This window comes from Bacillus sp. BACIII (assembly GCF_057836745.1).
In genome coordinates this window covers 3,648,967-3,665,456 of record NZ_CM174437.1, presented here as the reverse complement: position 1 = coordinate 3,665,456, position 16,490 = coordinate 3,648,967, and the positions used below count along the sequence as shown (strand labels likewise).

Here is a 16,490-nt window from a genome sequence, read left to right as displayed (position 1 = left end):
CACGCCGCCGCCGAAGGCTGTTACAATCCTATTTAAGAAAGCGTTTACAAATAAAGGAGGATATACATGGCGGAACTTCGGCTCGAGCATATTTATAAGTATTACGATCAAAAAGAAGCGGCTGTCGATGATTTTAACCTTCATATTAAAGATAAAGAGTTTATCGTGTTTGTCGGTCCGTCGGGATGCGGAAAGTCGACAACATTGCGGATGGTTGCCGGGCTGGAAGACATCTCGAAGGGCGATTTTTATATCGGAGACACGAGAGTGAATGATATCGCTCCTAAAGACAGGGATATCGCCATGGTGTTCCAAAACTATGCGCTGTATCCGCATATGACGGTTTATGATAATATCGCTTTCGGTCTGAAGCTGAGAAAGATGCCGAAACCGGAGATTAAAAAACGGGTCGAAGAAGCAGCGAAAATGCTGGGGCTCACAGAGTATCTGCACCGCAAACCGAAGGCGCTCTCCGGCGGGCAGCGGCAGCGTGTTGCATTAGGACGAGCGATCGTCAGGGACGCCAAAGTGTTTTTAATGGATGAGCCGCTGTCAAATCTGGACGCAAAGCTTCGGGTGCAGATGCGGGCTGAAATTATTAAACTCCATCAAAGACTGCAAACAACTACGATCTATGTGACGCACGACCAAACAGAGGCGCTGACGATGGCGACACGCATTGTAGTCATGAAGGATGGGAAGATTCAGCAGATCGGCACGCCGAAAGAAGTCTATGAACATCCGGAAAACGTTTTTGTCGGCGGGTTCATCGGCTCCCCCGCGATGAACTTTTTTAAAGGAAAGCTGACTGACGGCGCTATTCAGATCGGTTCAGCCGCTCTCAGCGTGCCGGAAGGGAAAATGAAAATGCTCCGGGAAAAAGGCTATGCCGGTAAAGATGTCATCTTCGGCATCCGCCCGGAAGACATACATGACGAGCTGATTGTGGTAGAATCCTATAAGAGTTCATCCATCACAGCTAAAATCAATGTCGCGGAATTGCTCGGGTCAGAAATTATGGTTTATTCCCGGATCGGGGATCAGGATTTTATCGCCCGGATTGATGCCCGCCATGACATTCATGCCGGTGAGGAAGTGACCGTCGCTTTCGACATGAATAAAGCTCATTTTTTCGACAGTGAAACAGAAATCAGAATCCGCTCATAACGCAAAGCCGGACAGCTGGATGTCCGGCTTTTAAACAATTTTTGCCCGTCGGCCGATATAAAAAGTAAATAGTAGACAGAAAGCAGGAAAACCATGAAACGCATGATTACGTGCATGTGCCTTTTGGCTGCTTTGTTAACGCTTGCCGCCTGTTCGGACCATGAGGCAAGTGCCGAAGAGAGCATTCCGAAGGCAGAAGCGCACCACGATAAAAAGTCTGTAAAGCGCCAAATCAAAAAGGAGCCGGATACGTCCGCCTGGGTTAAAACGAAGGGAACAGCGAGACTGCCGATTCTGATGTACCACAGCATTTCTGAGGGAAACAGCCTGCGTGTGCCGAAGGAAGAATTCCAGCAGCATATGAAGTGGCTTCATGATCACGGCTATTATACGATGACTCCGGAAGAAGCCTATCTGATGCTGACGGAGGATAGAGAGCCGCGTGAAAAATGCGTGCTGATCACATTTGATGACGGCTATACCGACAATGTCAAAGCGGCGTATCCCATTTTAAAGAAATATAAGATGAAAGCGACCATCTTCATGATCGGTAACTTTATCGGACATAAAAATCACCTGACTGAGAAGCAGATGAAGGAGATGGCCGCACACGGCATTTCCATTCAAAGCCATACGATGAACCATCTCGAATTGAACGGGCTCACGCCTCAGCAGCAGCGACGCGAAATGGCGGACTCTAAGCGTTTATTTGACCAAATGTTCGGGCAGCGGACGTCTGTAATCAGTTACCCTGTCGGACGATATAATAATGAAACTTTAAAAGCCGCAGCTGCTGCAGGCTACCGTATGGCGGTCACGACGGAGCCGGGAGCGGCATCGAGAGATCAGGGGCTTTACTCGCTTCACCGTGTCCGTGTGTCGCCGGGCATGTCCGGTACGGCATTCGGCTCTTATATCCAAAATGTGATGAAATAACAGAGCCTCCGCATATGGCGGAGGCTTTTTTCCGTTTAATAGAATTGATGAAGCAACAGGAGGGTGATACTCACGGTAATCGCCCCGCCGATTCTGGTCGACACTTGGGCAAACGGCATAAGCTCAAGCCGTTCAGCGGCGCTTAAGATTGCGACGTCGCCTGTGCCGCCCTGACCGGAATGGCAGGCATTGATGATCGCCGTCTCAATCGGGTACAGGTTCAGCCATTTACCGCTCAGAAAACCGACGGCTATCATCGTAATGACAATGGATAAAATGGTAATGATATTGCTGATATTAAACGCTGCAATCAGTTTGTCCCACGGTGTCATTGAAACGCCGATCGCAAATAAGAGCGGATAGGTCACGGCTGTCGAGAAAAAACGCGAAACGCCGAAAGCTCCGTTTTCAATCGAGGCCGGCGCCAGCCTGAACAGCTTAATAAGCACGGCAAGGACGAGCATCACGACAGGAGCCGGAAGCTGAAAGAAATCATGCGCCAGCATGCCGACCAAATACAGGGAAACCGCTAAAATCCCCCCCGAAGCGAAAAAAGACAGATTAAAAGCATTGTCATTGGCCTGCTGTTCCAATACAGGAGCGGATTGATCAGACTTATCAACCTTCCCGTTGCCCGTCCATTCCGGCTTGCGTTTCCCGATGACATTCAGCAAACCCGATAACATAATGGCACACAGGCTGCCGAGCATGATGGACGGCAGCACAAGCGCAAAGGCATCTCCCTGGGACATCGGCATCATATCGGAGTAGCCGATGGATAAAGGAATCGCGCCCTCGCCGACACCTCCCGCCATAATCGGGACGACAATATAAAGCAGTGTGTGCTGAAAACCGAGCCCGAGCAGCGTCCCGACGCATAAGCCGACGATGGCGGCCGCGATCGAGCCGGCGATCAGCGGAATGAAAATCTTGACGAAAGCTTTGACGAGAGTCTCTCTTTTCATCCCCAGAATACTGCCGACGACGATACCGGCAATAAATAGATAGAGAAAGTTAGAGTTTTCTGTGAATTCTGTTGTTGATGTAATAATATCTTTCGGAAGCAGGTGGTAGTAGACGACAGCGGACGGAATAAAGGTTGCGAGGATCGCAGGGCCGCCGATGGAACGCACGATCGGAATGGATTTTCCGATCTGGCCGAAGGTAAATCCGAAAAAACTCATGACGGCAATCGATGTCAGGATGTCGCTTTTTACATCGTGTTTCATGACAAACACCGTAATAAGCAAGAAGAGCAGGATATAGATAGGAAGAGGAATAATGCCGATTCTTATATTCATTGCTCTGGCAAACCAATTATCAGTCCGTTGCTGTTTTTGGAGTGAATCCGTTTGCAAATTTGGTTGAAGTTCTCCCATGCTTGTTCCCCCAGTCGTTATGTAGTGAAAAATATCCCCATTTAAAGTATACTAAAAAATTTAAATTGTTCATATATTAGGAATTTACTAGAAAACTTGCTTTCCCCTCTTTTCTTTCTCAAAAAGGCGATTTGGCGGCCTTTCTCGCTGAATAAAGCATTTTGTTCGCCACACGAATAAAAAAGAGGTACGATATGGAAGGGACAAAAATCCTAGGTGCCGACATAAAATCTCTACAAATTCGACATTAATCGGTCACAATTTCAGCCTATTTTTAGGTATATCGATCTTTTTTTTTAGGCGGAATCGTTGTAAAGTAATGATATTGAATCATTTCTATGACAGCCGCTGCCCCCTAGGGAGTGCAGGCTGATAATTCATTAGTTTTGACAAATTTGTGAAACATTGAGCAAATATATCATTTCTTGTGAAATGCCGAGCAATGGTTTTGTCGTGTTTGTGAAATGTTGAGCAATTTACCAGATTGGAGGAAAAACATCATGAGTGAGTTGGTTTTAGCCCGCATACAATTTGCATCTACAACATTGTTTCACTTCCTGTTTGTGCCTATGTCTATCGGGCTTGTGTTTATGGTTGCTTTGATGGAGACGCTTTATGTTGTCAAAAAACAAGAGACCTATCTCAAAATGGCTAAATTTTGGGGACATCTCTTTTTAATTAACTTTGCTGTCGGCGTCGTCACAGGGATTCTTCAGGAATTTCAGTTCGGATTGAACTGGTCTGATTATTCCCGTTTTGTCGGAGACGTATTTGGCGCTCCGCTTGCGGTTGAAGCGCTTTTGGCGTTCTTTATGGAGTCTATTTTTATCGGATTATGGATTTTCGGCTGGGACCGTTTATCTAAAAAAGTGCATTTGCTTTGCATTTGGCTTGTATCCTTCGGGACGATTATGTCATCTTTCTGGATTTTGACGGCAAACTCATTCATGCAGGAGCCGGTCGGCTTTGCGATTAAAAATGGCCGCGCAGAAATGAATGATTTCGGGGCGCTTTTGACAAACCCTCAGCTTTGGGTTGAATTCCCTCACGTCATTTTCGGGGCGCTTGCAACTGGTGCTTTCTTTATCGCCGGTGTCAGCGCATATAAATTATTGAAGAAAAAAGAAGTGCCTTTCTTCCATAAATCTTTCAAGCTTTCAATGATTGTCGGTCTGATCGCCGGTATCGGCGTTGCGTTCAGCGGACATATGCAGGCTGAGCATTTAATGGAATCGCAGCCGATGAAAATGGCTGCCAGTGAAGCGCTTTGGGATGACAGCGGTGATCCTGCTGCGTGGACGGCCTTTGCGAACATTGATACGAATAAAGAAAAAAACACATCAGAAATTTCAATTCCTTACGCACTCAGCTACTTGGCTTATCAGAAGTTCAGCGGCAGTGTTAAAGGGATGAAAACTCTTCAAAAAGAATACGAAAAAACGTACGGAAAAGGCGACTATATCCCGCCTGTTAAAACGACGTTCTGGAGCTTCCGCATCATGGCGGGTGCTGGCGCGCTTATGATTTTCGCCGCGATTGCCGGCTTTATTCTGAACCGCCGCAAAAAGCTTCATACAAGCAAGTGGTATTTACGGGGCATGATCGCACTGATCGCATTCCCGTTCATTGCGAACTCTGCCGGATGGATTATGACTGAAATCGGCCGCCAGCCGTGGACGGTCATGGGGCAATTGACGACCGCACAATCCGTTTCGCCTAACGTAACGACGGGATCTCTGCTGTTTTCAATTATCAGCTTCGGCGTCATGTACTTGATTTTAGGCGCGCTGCTTGTTTTCCTATTCGTTCGTGAAATTAAAAAAGGTGCGGACCATGATGATCACAAGGATGTTCCTGTATCAACAGATCCGTTCAGTCAGGAGGTCTACCATGGGGTCACTTCATGATCTTTGGTTTATACTCGTTTCGATTTTGTTTGTCGGATTTTTCTTTTTAGAAGGTTTTGATTTCGGTGTCGGCATTTCGACCCGATTTCTTGGCCATAATGAATTAGAACGCAGAGTGCTGGTTAACACCATCGGCCCGTTCTGGGATGCGAATGAGGTGTGGCTGATCACAGGTACGGGAGCGATTTTCGCGGCATTCCCGAACTGGTATGCAACGATGCTCAGCGGATATTACATTCCGTTTATCATTATTCTTCTTGCCTTGATGGGCCGCGGCGTGGCATTTGAATTCCGCGGGCAAGTGAACAATCTGAAATGGGTCAAAACATGGGACTGGGTAATTTTCTTTGGAAGCCTTATCCCGCCGTTTGTATTCGGCCTTATCTTTACAAGCTTGTTCCGCGGTGTGCCGATTGACGGACACATGAACATTCACGCTGGTTTTTCAGATATTGTGAACGTGTATTCCGTTCTTGGCGGAGCAGCCGTCACCCTTCTTTCATTCCTGCACGGTTTAATGTTTATCACCCTGCGCACGATCGGTGATTTACAAGAGCGTGCGAGAAAAATGGCAAAACGCGTAATCGGTGTTATCTTTCTTGTTGTACTTGCTTTCTTTGCGATGTCTGCATACGATACGGATATGTTTACACGCCGGGCAAACATCACGATTCCAATATTCGTGCTGATTGTCATCTGCAACGTTCTTGCCATTGTGTTCATGAGCAAGAAAAAAGACGGCTGGGCATTCGGTATGACCGGCGCGGGTCTCGCTTTGACAGTCGCGATGATTTTTATCTCCCTGTTCCCGCGCGTCATGGTCAGCTCGCTGAAAAGCGCGTATGACTTAACAGTAGCTAACGCGTCTTCCGGTGATTATTCACTTAAAGTCATGACAATTGTCGCACTGACTCTGCTGCCGTTTGTCATCGGCAGTCAGATCTGGAGCTATTATGTCTTCCGGAAACGCGTCAGCCATAAGGAGCCTATGACTTATTAATGGGAAAAGACCTGTTTCTTTATAAAGGAATGAAGCGGATTCTTGCGATCATTACGGGATTAACGATCATACAAACGGCCGCCATTATCTTGCAGGCGGAATGGCTGAGCCAGGCGGTAACCGGATTATTTAACGGGAAGCGGATTGCTTCTCTTTATCCGGTTATCGGCTTTTTCCTGCTTGCGTTTTTGGTCCGGCATGCGGTGACAACGGTCCGGCAGAAAATCGTGTACCAATATGCCGCGCAAACCGGCGCAGACTTAAGAAAAAGATTTCTTGAGCAATTGTTCCGTCTCGGCCCCCGCTTTGCGAAAAAAGAGGGGACAGGCCGGATGGTGACGCTGGCGATGGAAGGCATCAGCCAGTTCCGCCGCTATTTAGAGCTGTTTCTGCCGAAAATGGTCAGCATGGCGATCGTGCCGGCTGCCGTTGTCATTTACGTGTTTTTTCAGGATAAAACATCGGCTTTGATTCTGATTCTTGCGCTTCCGATTTTGATTGTATTTATGATTCTGCTCGGACTTGTCGCACAGAAAAAAGCCGATCGCCAATGGAAGTCCTATCAGACGCTTTCCAATCATTTCGTGGATTCGCTCCGCGGACTGGAGACATTGCGGTTTTTAGGATTAAGCAAATCACACAGCAAAAATATTTTTCATGTCAGTGAGAGATACCGCAAGGCGACGATGAGCACGCTCCGGGTCGCGTTTTTATCATCATTCGCCCTTGATTTCTTCACGATGCTGTCGGTGGCGACAGTGGCGGTGTTCCTCGGCTTGCGGCTGATAGACGGACAGATTCTTCTCGGTCCGGCATTGACCGCGCTGATTCTCGCGCCTGAATACTTTCTCCCGGTCCGCGAGGTGGGAAATGATTACCACGCGACATTAAACGGGCAGGAAGCGGGAAAAACCATTCAGGCGATTTTGGCGCAGCCCGGTTTTAAAGAAGAAAAGCCGCTCGAGCTTGATACGTGGACTGACGGAGATGAATTACAGCTTACTCGTTTGTCCGTCCGTGAATCGATGTCTGAATTTAATCTGTCCTTTAAAGGGAAGAGAAAAATCGGGATTATCGGGGAAAGCGGCGCGGGAAAATCGACTCTCATTGATGTGCTGGGCGGCTTTTTAGAGCCTGCGTCCGGTGAGATCAAGGTAAACGGTGAATCCCGCTCGCATCTGCAGTCGGACGGCTGGCAGAAGCAGCTGCTCTATATTCCGCAGCATCCGTATATTTTTGATGACACGCTTTTGAATAATATCCGGTTTTATCATCCTGATGCTTCCCGTGAGGAAACAGCGCAGGCCGCTGCTTCAGCGGGTCTTTCCGAACTGATCCGTGATCTGCCCGGCGGTCTTGACGGCCGGATCGGCGAGGGCGGACGGGCGCTCAGCGGAGGGCAGGCTCAGCGTGTCGCGCTGGCCAGAGCCTTTTTAGGAAACCGACCGATTCTCCTTTTGGATGAGCCGACCGCTCACCTTGATATTGAAACAGAGTATGAAATAAAAGAAACGATGAAAGACCTGTTTGAAAATAAGCTTGTTTTTCTGGCCACTCATCGTCTTCACTGGATGCTTGAAATGGACGAGATTATCGTGCTTGATGACGGCGCGGTAGCGGAAATCGGCACCCACGACGAATTGATGGCGAAACAAGGCGTATACGCCAAACTTGTAGAGGCGCAACTGGGGGAAAGAACATGAGGAAAGAAGAATGGATTCTGCCGTATATGAAGCAAAATGCCCGTTTGTTTGTTCTTGTGATTTTTTTAGGCGCGGTGACGATTTTTTCGGCGGCCTTTCTCATGTTTACTTCCGGTTTTTTGATCTCAAAGTCGGCGACAAGGCCTGAGAATATCCTGCTGGTGTACGTCCCGATTGTGGCCGTGCGGACCTTCGGGATCGCCCGTTCAGTCTCCCGGTATGCCGAGCGTCTGACGGGGCACCATATCATTTTGAAAATCGTGTCCGACATGCGGGTGCGGCTTTACAATATGCTGGAGCCGGCCTCTCTCATGCTCTCTTCCCGTTTCCGGACGGGCGACATGCTCGGCATTTTGGCTGAGGATATTGAGCATTTGCAGGATGCGTTTTTAAAAACGATTTTCCCCGGGGTTTCCGCTTTGCTGCTCTATGCGGCATCCGTTATCGGGCTCGGCTTTTTTTCCTGGCCGTTTGCCGCTCTTGCGGCGATTTACCTGTTTGTATTAGTTGTCTTATTTCCGGTTGTGTCGCTTCTTGTGACGAGAGCGAAAAACATGAGGCTGAAAAGCGGACGGAATACGCTCTACAGCCGGCTGACCGATGCCGTGCTCGGCGTGAGCGACTGGATGTTCTCGGGACGTCAGGCCGCCTTTATTTCCTCTTATGAAGAGAAAGAAAAGGCGTGGTTTGACCTTGAGAGCAAGCGTCAGCGATTTACGAGGCTGCGCGATCTCGCCGCACAATGCTTTGTCGGCGGCTTCATATTGATCATGCTGTTCTGGACGGCGGGTCAGTATGCGGACGGCAGTATGGCCAACACGATGATCGCGGCCTTTGTGCTTGTTGTATTTCCATTGACGGAGGCGTTTCTGCCCCTTTCGGATGCGCTGACGGAAGTGCCTTCTTATCAGGATTCGATCAGAAGAATGAGTAAGGCGGCTCCGGAGCTGCGGGGGCGTGAGGTGAAGCAGTCAGATGAGAAACTGGATGTCACTGATGTGACACTGACGTTTGATAACGTGACATTTTCTTATGATCAGCACAGTCATGTGCTTGACCGCTTTTCCTTCACTCTCCGCCAGGGTGAAAAAATGGCGCTGCTCGGCAGGAGCGGCTCCGGTAAGTCGACCTCTCTCGCTTTAATTGAAGGCGCCTTAGTTCCCGATTCAGGCAAAGTGACACTGAACGGGCTGGAAACTGCGGCCGTGCAGGATCAGATTTCCTCAGCGGTGGCCGTTTTGAATCAGAAGCCTCATCTTTTTAATACGAGCATTATGAACAATATCCGGCTCGGAAACGGCAAGGCGAGTGATGAAGATGTTAAGCGTGCGGCGCGGCAAGTGAAGCTGCACGACTATATTGAATCACTGCCTGACGGGTATGAAACGTCCGTGCAGGAGACGGGGATACGTTTTTCAGGCGGGGAGCGTCAGCGGATCGCACTTGCCCGCATTCTGCTCCAGGATACGCCAGTCATTATTCTTGATGAACCGACGGTCGGCCTTGATGCGGTCACTGAACGCGAATTGCTTGATACGATTTTTGACGTCTTTAAAGAGAAAACGATCCTCTGGATTACACACCATCTGGCAGGTGTGGAAACAGCTGATAAGATCGTCTTTTTAGAAAATGGAAAAGCAGAAATGGAAGGAACCCATCAAGAGCTGCTTGCAGAAAACGAACGGTACCGGAAGCTTTACCGTCTTGATGTTCCGATCAGAACATAAACAGCCGCAAACGTGCGGCTGTTTTTTTTGTGCGGTTTAAAATCTCTTCTTGTTTGGAATATAAATAAGAGACAGAAGAGGAGGTACAGAGATGGACATACTGGAATGGACGGAACGGGATGTGAAAGATACATTGCCGAAGCGTGAGGCAGACAGCCATAAGGGGACGTTCGGGACGGCGTTATTGCTGGCCGGAAGCGATGACATGCCGGGAGCCGCCCTTCTTGCAGGTTTGGGCGCGATGAGAAGCGGCGTCGGCAAGCTCGTCATCGGTACATCGGCAGGCGTCATCCCGCTCATTGTCCCGGTGCTGCCGGAAGCGACGTACTGGCGGGACGGGTGGAAAAAAGCCGCGGCGGGTCAGCCGGAAGAAACCATCCGGGCCGCGGCCATCGGGCCGGGGCTTCCCCAAACGGACGAAGTGCAGCAGGCGGCTGACCAGCTGCTTTCTGCCGATTATCCCGTCATACTGGATGCGGGCGCCATAACGAAAAGAACCTATCCGGAAAGGAAAGCCCCGGTGATCTTGACGCCTCACCCCGGCGAATTTTCAAGAATGACAGGCCTTCCGATTCAAGAGATTCAGCAGAACAGAGCGGCATATGCCGCGGAATGGGCGGAGCGGCTTCATGTCACGATTGTCCTGAAAGGAAACGAAACCATTATCGCTTTTCCTGACGGGGAGTGCCGCCGGAATACAACCGGAAACGGCGCGCTTGCAAAAGGCGGGACCGGCGACACGCTGACGGGAATGATCCTCGGTATGTTGTGCTGTCATCAAGACCCGAAGCATGCCGTATTGAACGCCGTCCGCCTTCACGGCGAATGTGCGGAGTTATGGACGAAAGAGCGCTCCGCACATACCTTATTGGCGCACGAACTTTCTGAACTGCTGCCGCGTGTATGGAAGGAATATGAATAAAGAAAAGGCGTCTTCATAGGGAAGGCGCCTCTTTTTGTTTTAACCTTGATTTCATCAGAACATAATACAACAGCGACGGAACGGCCAGCCCGATGACCCAGGCAATGTCGCCTCCGCCGAATATTTCTGCGAGCGGTCCGATGTAAAAGGATGTATTGATGAATGGGATTTCTAATATGATCGACAAAACGAAGGCGGCCGCTGTAATCCAGTTGACCCTGCCGTATTGTCCGTTGACGTCAAACATCGATTTGACGTGGTATTTTCCGCGGCGGATAAAATAGTAATCCACGAGGTTGATCGCTGTCCATGGAATTAAGAAATAACTGATGAAAAAGATGAAATTTAAAAACAGTTCCATGAAATTGCTTTGGCCTAAGAGACTTAATACAGTACCCGCTGCCGTCACACAAAGGATCATTACGACTCTCGTTTTCGGCGTCACCTTCAGTTTTAAAAACGGCTCCAAGGTAGTCGTGGTTGACATAAAGGCTCCGTATAAATTAAAGACGTTGATCGCCATTTGCCCGAACAGGACGATGATCAGCATAATAAAGGAAAACGGGCCGAACAATCGGACAATTTCATTTCCGGCATTAGCAGTGAATCCCGGGAGCGCCGTCGTCAAAATAGCGCCGAGAAGCATCATCCAGATAGAACTGACTGACGTACCTGCGTAGCTGTACCAAAAGGTATGCGATGCCGGTGTTTTGACCGGCAGATAACGGGAATAATCTGCGACATATGGTGCGTATGCCAGCTGCCATGTGGCCACCGCGCTGACCGCCACTAAGAAAACAGGCAGATCTAATGAGCCGGGCGCCCAGCTTCCTGAGGGAATCGGCAGTTGAAAAATAAGAATCGTTGCAGCAAAAAAAACGGCAAAGGAGGTCCAAGAGAGGATTTTCTGCATTTTGTGAATCAGATCATGACCGTAGATCGTGAGTAAAAAACAGATGGCGCTTAAGCCGATAATACACCATGAAGCCGGAATCGGTACAAAGCTGCTCAGTGTACCGGCTGCGAGAATCGTACTGCTCGCAAAGAAGCCCAGGTAGATAAACATGACCAAAAAGAGGGGCAGAATCGCTCCGATCACGCCGAATTGCGCGCGGCTTTGAATCATTTGCGGAATTCCGAGCTGAGGTCCTTGTGCGGAATGAGACGCCATAAAGATTGCGCCGATAAAGGTTCCGATAATAATGGCTGCGATACTCCAAAAGAGATCGAGTCCCATTGTAACGGGCAGTGTGCCTGTGACTAACGTCGTAATATGCATATTCGCCCCGAACCAAACGGGGAATAAATCTTTGGCCTTTCCGTGTCTTTCGTGATGCGGAATATGTTCAATCGTTCGCCTTTCTACTTTCAATAGATAATCTCCTCCGTATGTCTTCTTTTAACATAAAGTCATAGCTTAACAGATTGACTTACCGTTTACAAATTCCAGTACGCAGGAAAAACATTGTAAAGCCTCGCTGACAGCCGTTCTGAGATTTTTTGTGAAACCGAACAGACACTGCCGCCAAAACGATTTACCGGGGTTTAAAAGGCATGGATATGCTTACGGACTAATATATATGAAGGAGAAATGTGTCAATCTTTTGACGAATGGAATCATTATTCGCTAAGCTTTAAGAATAGTTTACTTTGTGTAAATTTCATAAATGAAAAGGGGATTGATGATATGTGTACAAGTCTTACATTGAAAACGGCAGATGGTAATCACCTATTGGCGCGAACGATGGATTTTGCTTTTCAGCTCGACACCGACGTCATGCTGTACCCTCGTCAGTACAGCTGGAAAAGCGAAGCTGACGGCAGGCTGCATAAGACGAAATACGCATTTATCGGCATGGGGAGAAATCTCGGCAATATTCTGTTTGCCGACGGCGTGAATGAAAAAGGGCTGTCTTGTGCGACGCTGTATTTTCCGGGCTTTGCGGGATACGAGAAAGCGGAACGGGAGGGCACGTGCCACATCGCTCCTCATGAGTTCGTCACATGGGTCTTATCAAACTGTGAATCTCTTGAAGACGTAAAGGAAAAGCTCGCTTCACTGACAATTGTAGAGAAGAAGTTAATGTTATTGGATACGGTGCTGCCCCTTCATTGGATTTTATCAGACCGCACGGGGAGCTGCATTGTGATCGAGCCGACGCCGGAAGGTATGAAAGTCTATGACAACAAACCCGGAGTGATGACCAACAGTCCTGAATTTCCTTGGCATGTGACCAATCTGCGCCATTATATCGGAATCAGGCCGCAGCAGTCAGAAAGCAAAACATTAGGCGGAATGACATTAACCGCATTCGGCCAAGGGTCAGGAACGATCGGGCTTCCCGGTGACTACACGCCGCCATCCCGATTCATCAGGGCCGCTTACCTGAAAGAGCATTTAGAGCCTGCCGCTCATGAAACAGATGGCGTTACGGCCGCTTTTCACGTGCTGTCTAATATGAATATTCCAAAAGGCGCGGTGATCACCGAGGAGAATGAAATTGATTATACGCAGTATACGTCCGTTATGTGCTGTGACACGGGGAGCTATTACTTTCATCTGTACGACAACCGGCAGATCCATAAAGTAAGTTTATTCCATGAAGATCTTGACCGTCCGGAGCCGAAAGTATTTGCGGCTGTGGCGGAGCAGAATATACAGGAGCTTAATTAGCTCAAAAAAAACAGGACGCGATTGTCCTGTTTTTTTTTGTTTAATACGGATCTGACGGATGGCTTTCCCGTTCAGCCTGCTTTGCCGCCTGTGCCGCATCCGTAGTGCCGATCGGCCCGCCGCTGTTGCTTTCGGAGGCTTTTTTCAGCCCTTCCGCCACGCGTTGTCCATAGTCCGGATCTGCTTTTGTGAAATTCTCAATCATTTGATCCTGAATGTCTTTCCGGCAGGAAGAGAGCGTATTGACCAAGTTTGTGATCAATTCGTTCCGTTCAAATTCCGAAAAGCGGCGGTACGTTTCTCCGGCTTGGCCGAAGTTATTCGACCGGTCGATCGCTTCCCGCTTCACATCGCCTTCGACATGAGGCGTATGGTCTTTCCCATCCTGCTTCGCTTCTTTCAGTCCGCCCATAATAGACGGCTCATAGTTGACGTGCGGGTTTTGCCCTTCTGCCCGATCGACCCGATACTGCATTTGCCCGCCTTCCTGGTTGGTGGCGACATGCTTTTTCGGCGAGTTGATCGGAAGCTGCAGATAATTTGCGCCGACGCGGTACCGCTGGGTATCTGAATAGGCGAATGTCCGCCCCTGAAGCAATTTGTCATCTGAAAAATCAAGGCCGTCCACAAGCACGCCCGTTCCGAATGAGGCTTGTTCCACCTCGGCATGGTAGTTTTCCGGATTTTTATTGAGCACCAATTTGCCGATCGGCTTCCAAGGAAAATCGTCTTTATACCATAGCTTTGTCGGGTCAAGCGGATCAAAATCCAGTTCGGGATGCTCGTCATCAGTCATGATTTGGGCATACACTTCCCACTCCGGATAATCGCCATTTTCAATTGCTTCATACAAATCCTGTGTCGCATGGTTAAAGTTTTTCCCTTGAATCTCTTCCGCTTCCTTCTGTGTCAGGTTGCGGATGCCTTGTTTCGGTTCAAAGTGATATTTGACGAGCACGGCTTTTCCTTCTTCATTGACCCATTTGTACGCGTGGACGCCTGAGCCCTGCATCTGCCGGTAGTTGGCCGGAATGCCCCACGGCGAAAACAAGAAAGTGATCATATGAGTCGCTTCCGGTGATTGGGAGATGAAGTCGAAAATACGCTCACCGTCCTGTATGTTCGTAACCGGATCAGGCTGAAATGCGTGAACAAGATCCGGAAACTTCAGCGGATCACGGATAAAAAAGATTTTCAAGTTATTGCCGACCAGATCCCAGTTGCCGTCTTCCGTATAAAGCTTAACGGCAAAACCCCGGGGATCACGCAGTGTTTCCGGCGAGTGCTTTCCGTGATTGACGGTTGAAAAGCGCACAAACGCCGGTGTTTTCGTTCCTTTCTTTTGAAACACCTTTGCCCTTGTGTATTTTGAAATCTCCTCGTCTCCAAAACTTCCGTACGCCTCAAAGTATCCGTGTGCGCCGGCGCCGCGCGCGTGAACGACGCGCTCGGGAATCCGTTCACGGTCAAAGTGGCTGATTTTCTCCAAAAAATCGTAATTCTCCAATGTCGTCGGCCCTCTATTGCCGACTGTCCTGACATTCTGGTTGTCAGTGACCGGATGGCCCTGCCGGTTTGTCAGCGTGTCTTCTGACTCGCCTTTACCGGTCGTCTTACTGGAAAGCGCTTCTTCGCTGTCTTTGTTATTTTCCATTGCTGAACCCTCCTTTTTGAACGGTAACAATATGCCCAGCAGAGCCGTTTTTTAAAACCCGTTTTCAAAAGAAGCGGCTATTCCGCAATCGGTGTCAAAGATCGGCCGTTCCATACTCAGTCCAGCCATAACAGCCATAAATAAAGACCGATCAGGGTGATGAATAACGTCGGAACGGTTAATATCAGACCTGTTTTGAAATACATTCCCCAGGAAATTTTCACGTTTTTCCGGCTCAGCACATGGAGCCATAACAATGTCGCCAGCGACCCGATCGGCGTGATTTTCGGTCCGAGGTCCGAACCGATAACATTCGCGTAAATCAATGCTTCTCTCATCAGACCGTGAGCGTCCGTTCCGCTGATGGCTATGGCGTCAATCATCACCGTCGGCAGGTTATTCATAACGGAGGACAGAACCGCAGCGATAAAACCCATTCCGAGTGTCCCCGCAAACAGTCCGTGATCCGCCGCTTTCTGAATAAGCTGAGAAAGAAGATCCGTCAGTCCGGCATTCCGCAAGCCGTACACGACAACATACATGCCGACAGAAAAAAACACGATGGCCCACGGGGCGTCCTTGATGACTTGTTTTGCAGGGACGGCGGGGCTTCGCTGCGCCAGAATGAGAAAAATAACCGCGATGGAGCCGGCAACGAAGGACACAGGGATCGACAGCAGCGCGCTGACGAAATACCCGATCAATAAAACGGCCAGGACACCCCATGATAACCGGAAAAGGCGCTCATCCTTAATGGCGGATGCAGGATGTTTCACAAGGCCGGTGTCAAACCGTTTCGGAATGTTTTTTCTGAAATAGAGATACAGCACCAAAATGCTTGCCGCCAAAGAAAAAAGGTTGGGCACCAGCATGCGTGATGCATATTCAATGTATCCGATATGAAAGTAATCCGCGGATACGATATTGACCAAATTGCTGACCACGAGCGGGAGCGAGGTGGTGTCGGCGATGAACCCTCCGGCGATAATAAACGGAAAAACCAGCTTTTCAGGTAAATCCAAAGCCCGCACCATCGCCAGTACGATCGGCGTCAAAATGAGCGCCGCTCCGTCATTGGCAAACAGGGCGGAGACCACAGCCCCTAAGATGGAAACATAGAGAAACATCCGCAGCCCGCTGCCTTTGGCCGCCATGGCCATATGCAGCGCGGCCCATTCAAAAAACCCGATGCTGTCAAGAATCAATGAAATGATAATAATGGCGATAAAGGCAAGTGTCGCATTCCAGACGATTCCCGTCACTTCCGCGATATCATGCAGGCTGACTGCCCCCGCAATCAAAGCGAGGACCGCTCCGCCGCAGGCAGACCAGCCGATTGATATATGTTTCGGCTGCCAAATGACAAATACAAGTGTCAGCACAAAAATCAGCGCTGATAAAACCGCAATTCCCAAGAATAT

12 protein-coding genes are annotated in these 16,490 nt (G+C 49.1%); 8 read left to right on the top strand and 4 right to left on the bottom strand.

What is annotated here, in order from left to right; translation table 11 throughout:
• Positions 1 to 66: 66 nt before the first annotated feature.
• Both ACXN9U_RS18070 and ACXN9U_RS18065 read left to right on the top strand, forming a co-directional pair.
• On the top strand, positions 67 to 1,167 hold the full coding sequence (locus ACXN9U_RS18070; protein WP_060963933.1) for an ABC transporter ATP-binding protein: 1,101 nt from the start codon (positions 67 to 69) through the stop codon (positions 1,165 to 1,167).
• 93 nt (positions 1,168 to 1,260) lie between these two features.
• Positions 1,261 to 2,103, top strand: coding sequence for a polysaccharide deacetylase family protein (locus ACXN9U_RS18065; RefSeq protein ID WP_060963934.1), 843 nt, complete (start codon positions 1,261 to 1,263; stop codon positions 2,101 to 2,103).
• 35 nt (positions 2,104 to 2,138) lie between these two features.
• Here ACXN9U_RS18065 and cimH read toward each other — a convergent pair whose 3' ends face one another.
• Positions 2,139 to 3,482 (bottom strand): citrate/malate transporter CimH, encoded by a 1,344-nt coding sequence (gene cimH / locus ACXN9U_RS18060; RefSeq protein WP_060963935.1) that lies wholly within the window; start codon positions 3,480 to 3,482, stop codon positions 2,139 to 2,141.
• A gap of 500 nt (positions 3,483 to 3,982) precedes the next feature.
• Between cimH and ACXN9U_RS18055 the strand changes: the two genes are divergently transcribed.
• The 5 genes from ACXN9U_RS18055 (at position 3,983) to ACXN9U_RS18035 (ending at position 10,741) form a co-directional block, all read left to right on the top strand.
• The gene (locus ACXN9U_RS18055; protein WP_016937474.1) at positions 3,983 to 5,389 is read left to right on the top strand and encodes a cytochrome ubiquinol oxidase subunit I; all 1,407 of its coding nucleotides are present in this window, start codon (positions 3,983 to 3,985) and stop codon (positions 5,387 to 5,389) included.
• On the top strand, positions 5,373 to 6,389 hold the full coding sequence (cydB, locus tag ACXN9U_RS18050; RefSeq protein WP_060963936.1) for a cytochrome d ubiquinol oxidase subunit II: 1,017 nt from the start codon (positions 5,373 to 5,375) through the stop codon (positions 6,387 to 6,389). The genes ACXN9U_RS18055 and cydB overlap by 17 nt, the downstream gene beginning before the upstream one ends.
• On the top strand, positions 6,389 to 8,092 hold the full coding sequence (cydD, locus tag ACXN9U_RS18045; protein ID WP_049627639.1) for a thiol reductant ABC exporter subunit CydD: 1,704 nt from the start codon (positions 6,389 to 6,391) through the stop codon (positions 8,090 to 8,092). The genes cydB and cydD overlap by 1 nt, the downstream gene beginning before the upstream one ends.
• Positions 8,089 to 9,819, top strand: coding sequence for a thiol reductant ABC exporter subunit CydC (gene cydC / locus ACXN9U_RS18040; RefSeq protein ID WP_060963937.1), 1,731 nt, complete (start codon positions 8,089 to 8,091; stop codon positions 9,817 to 9,819). Before cydD ends, cydC begins: the two co-directional genes overlap by 4 nt.
• Positions 9,820 to 9,910: 91 nt before the next feature.
• Positions 9,911 to 10,741: an NAD(P)H-hydrate dehydratase gene (locus tag ACXN9U_RS18035; RefSeq protein ID WP_060963938.1), complete on the top strand. Its 831-nt coding sequence runs from the start codon at positions 9,911 to 9,913 to the stop codon at positions 10,739 to 10,741.
• 13 nt (positions 10,742 to 10,754) lie between these two features.
• On the opposite strand, the gene ACXN9U_RS18030 is transcribed toward ACXN9U_RS18035, so the two are convergent.
• Entirely contained in the window at positions 10,755 to 12,113 is a 1,359-nt protein-coding gene (locus ACXN9U_RS18030) for a purine-cytosine permease family protein (protein ID WP_060963939.1), read from the bottom strand.
• Positions 12,114 to 12,428: 315 nt separating this feature from the next.
• Between ACXN9U_RS18030 and yxeI the strand changes: the two genes are divergently transcribed.
• Positions 12,429 to 13,415 (top strand): penicillin V amidase, encoded by a 987-nt coding sequence (gene yxeI, locus ACXN9U_RS18025; protein WP_489201997.1) that lies wholly within the window; start codon positions 12,429 to 12,431, stop codon positions 13,413 to 13,415.
• Positions 13,416 to 13,455: 40 nt separating this feature from the next.
• On the opposite strand, the gene katX is transcribed toward yxeI, so the two are convergent.
• Positions 13,456 to 15,069 carry a catalase KatX gene (katX, locus tag ACXN9U_RS18020; protein ID WP_060963941.1) on the bottom strand — a complete coding sequence of 538 codons (1,614 nt, stop codon included), beginning with the start codon at positions 15,067 to 15,069 and terminating at the stop codon, positions 13,456 to 13,458.
• Between the two features lie 116 nt (positions 15,070 to 15,185).
• A complete protein-coding gene (locus ACXN9U_RS18015) occupies positions 15,186 to 16,484 on the bottom strand; it encodes an arsenical efflux pump membrane protein ArsB (protein WP_060963942.1) in 1,299 nt (432 codons plus the stop codon).
• Positions 16,485 to 16,490 lie beyond the last annotated feature (6 nt).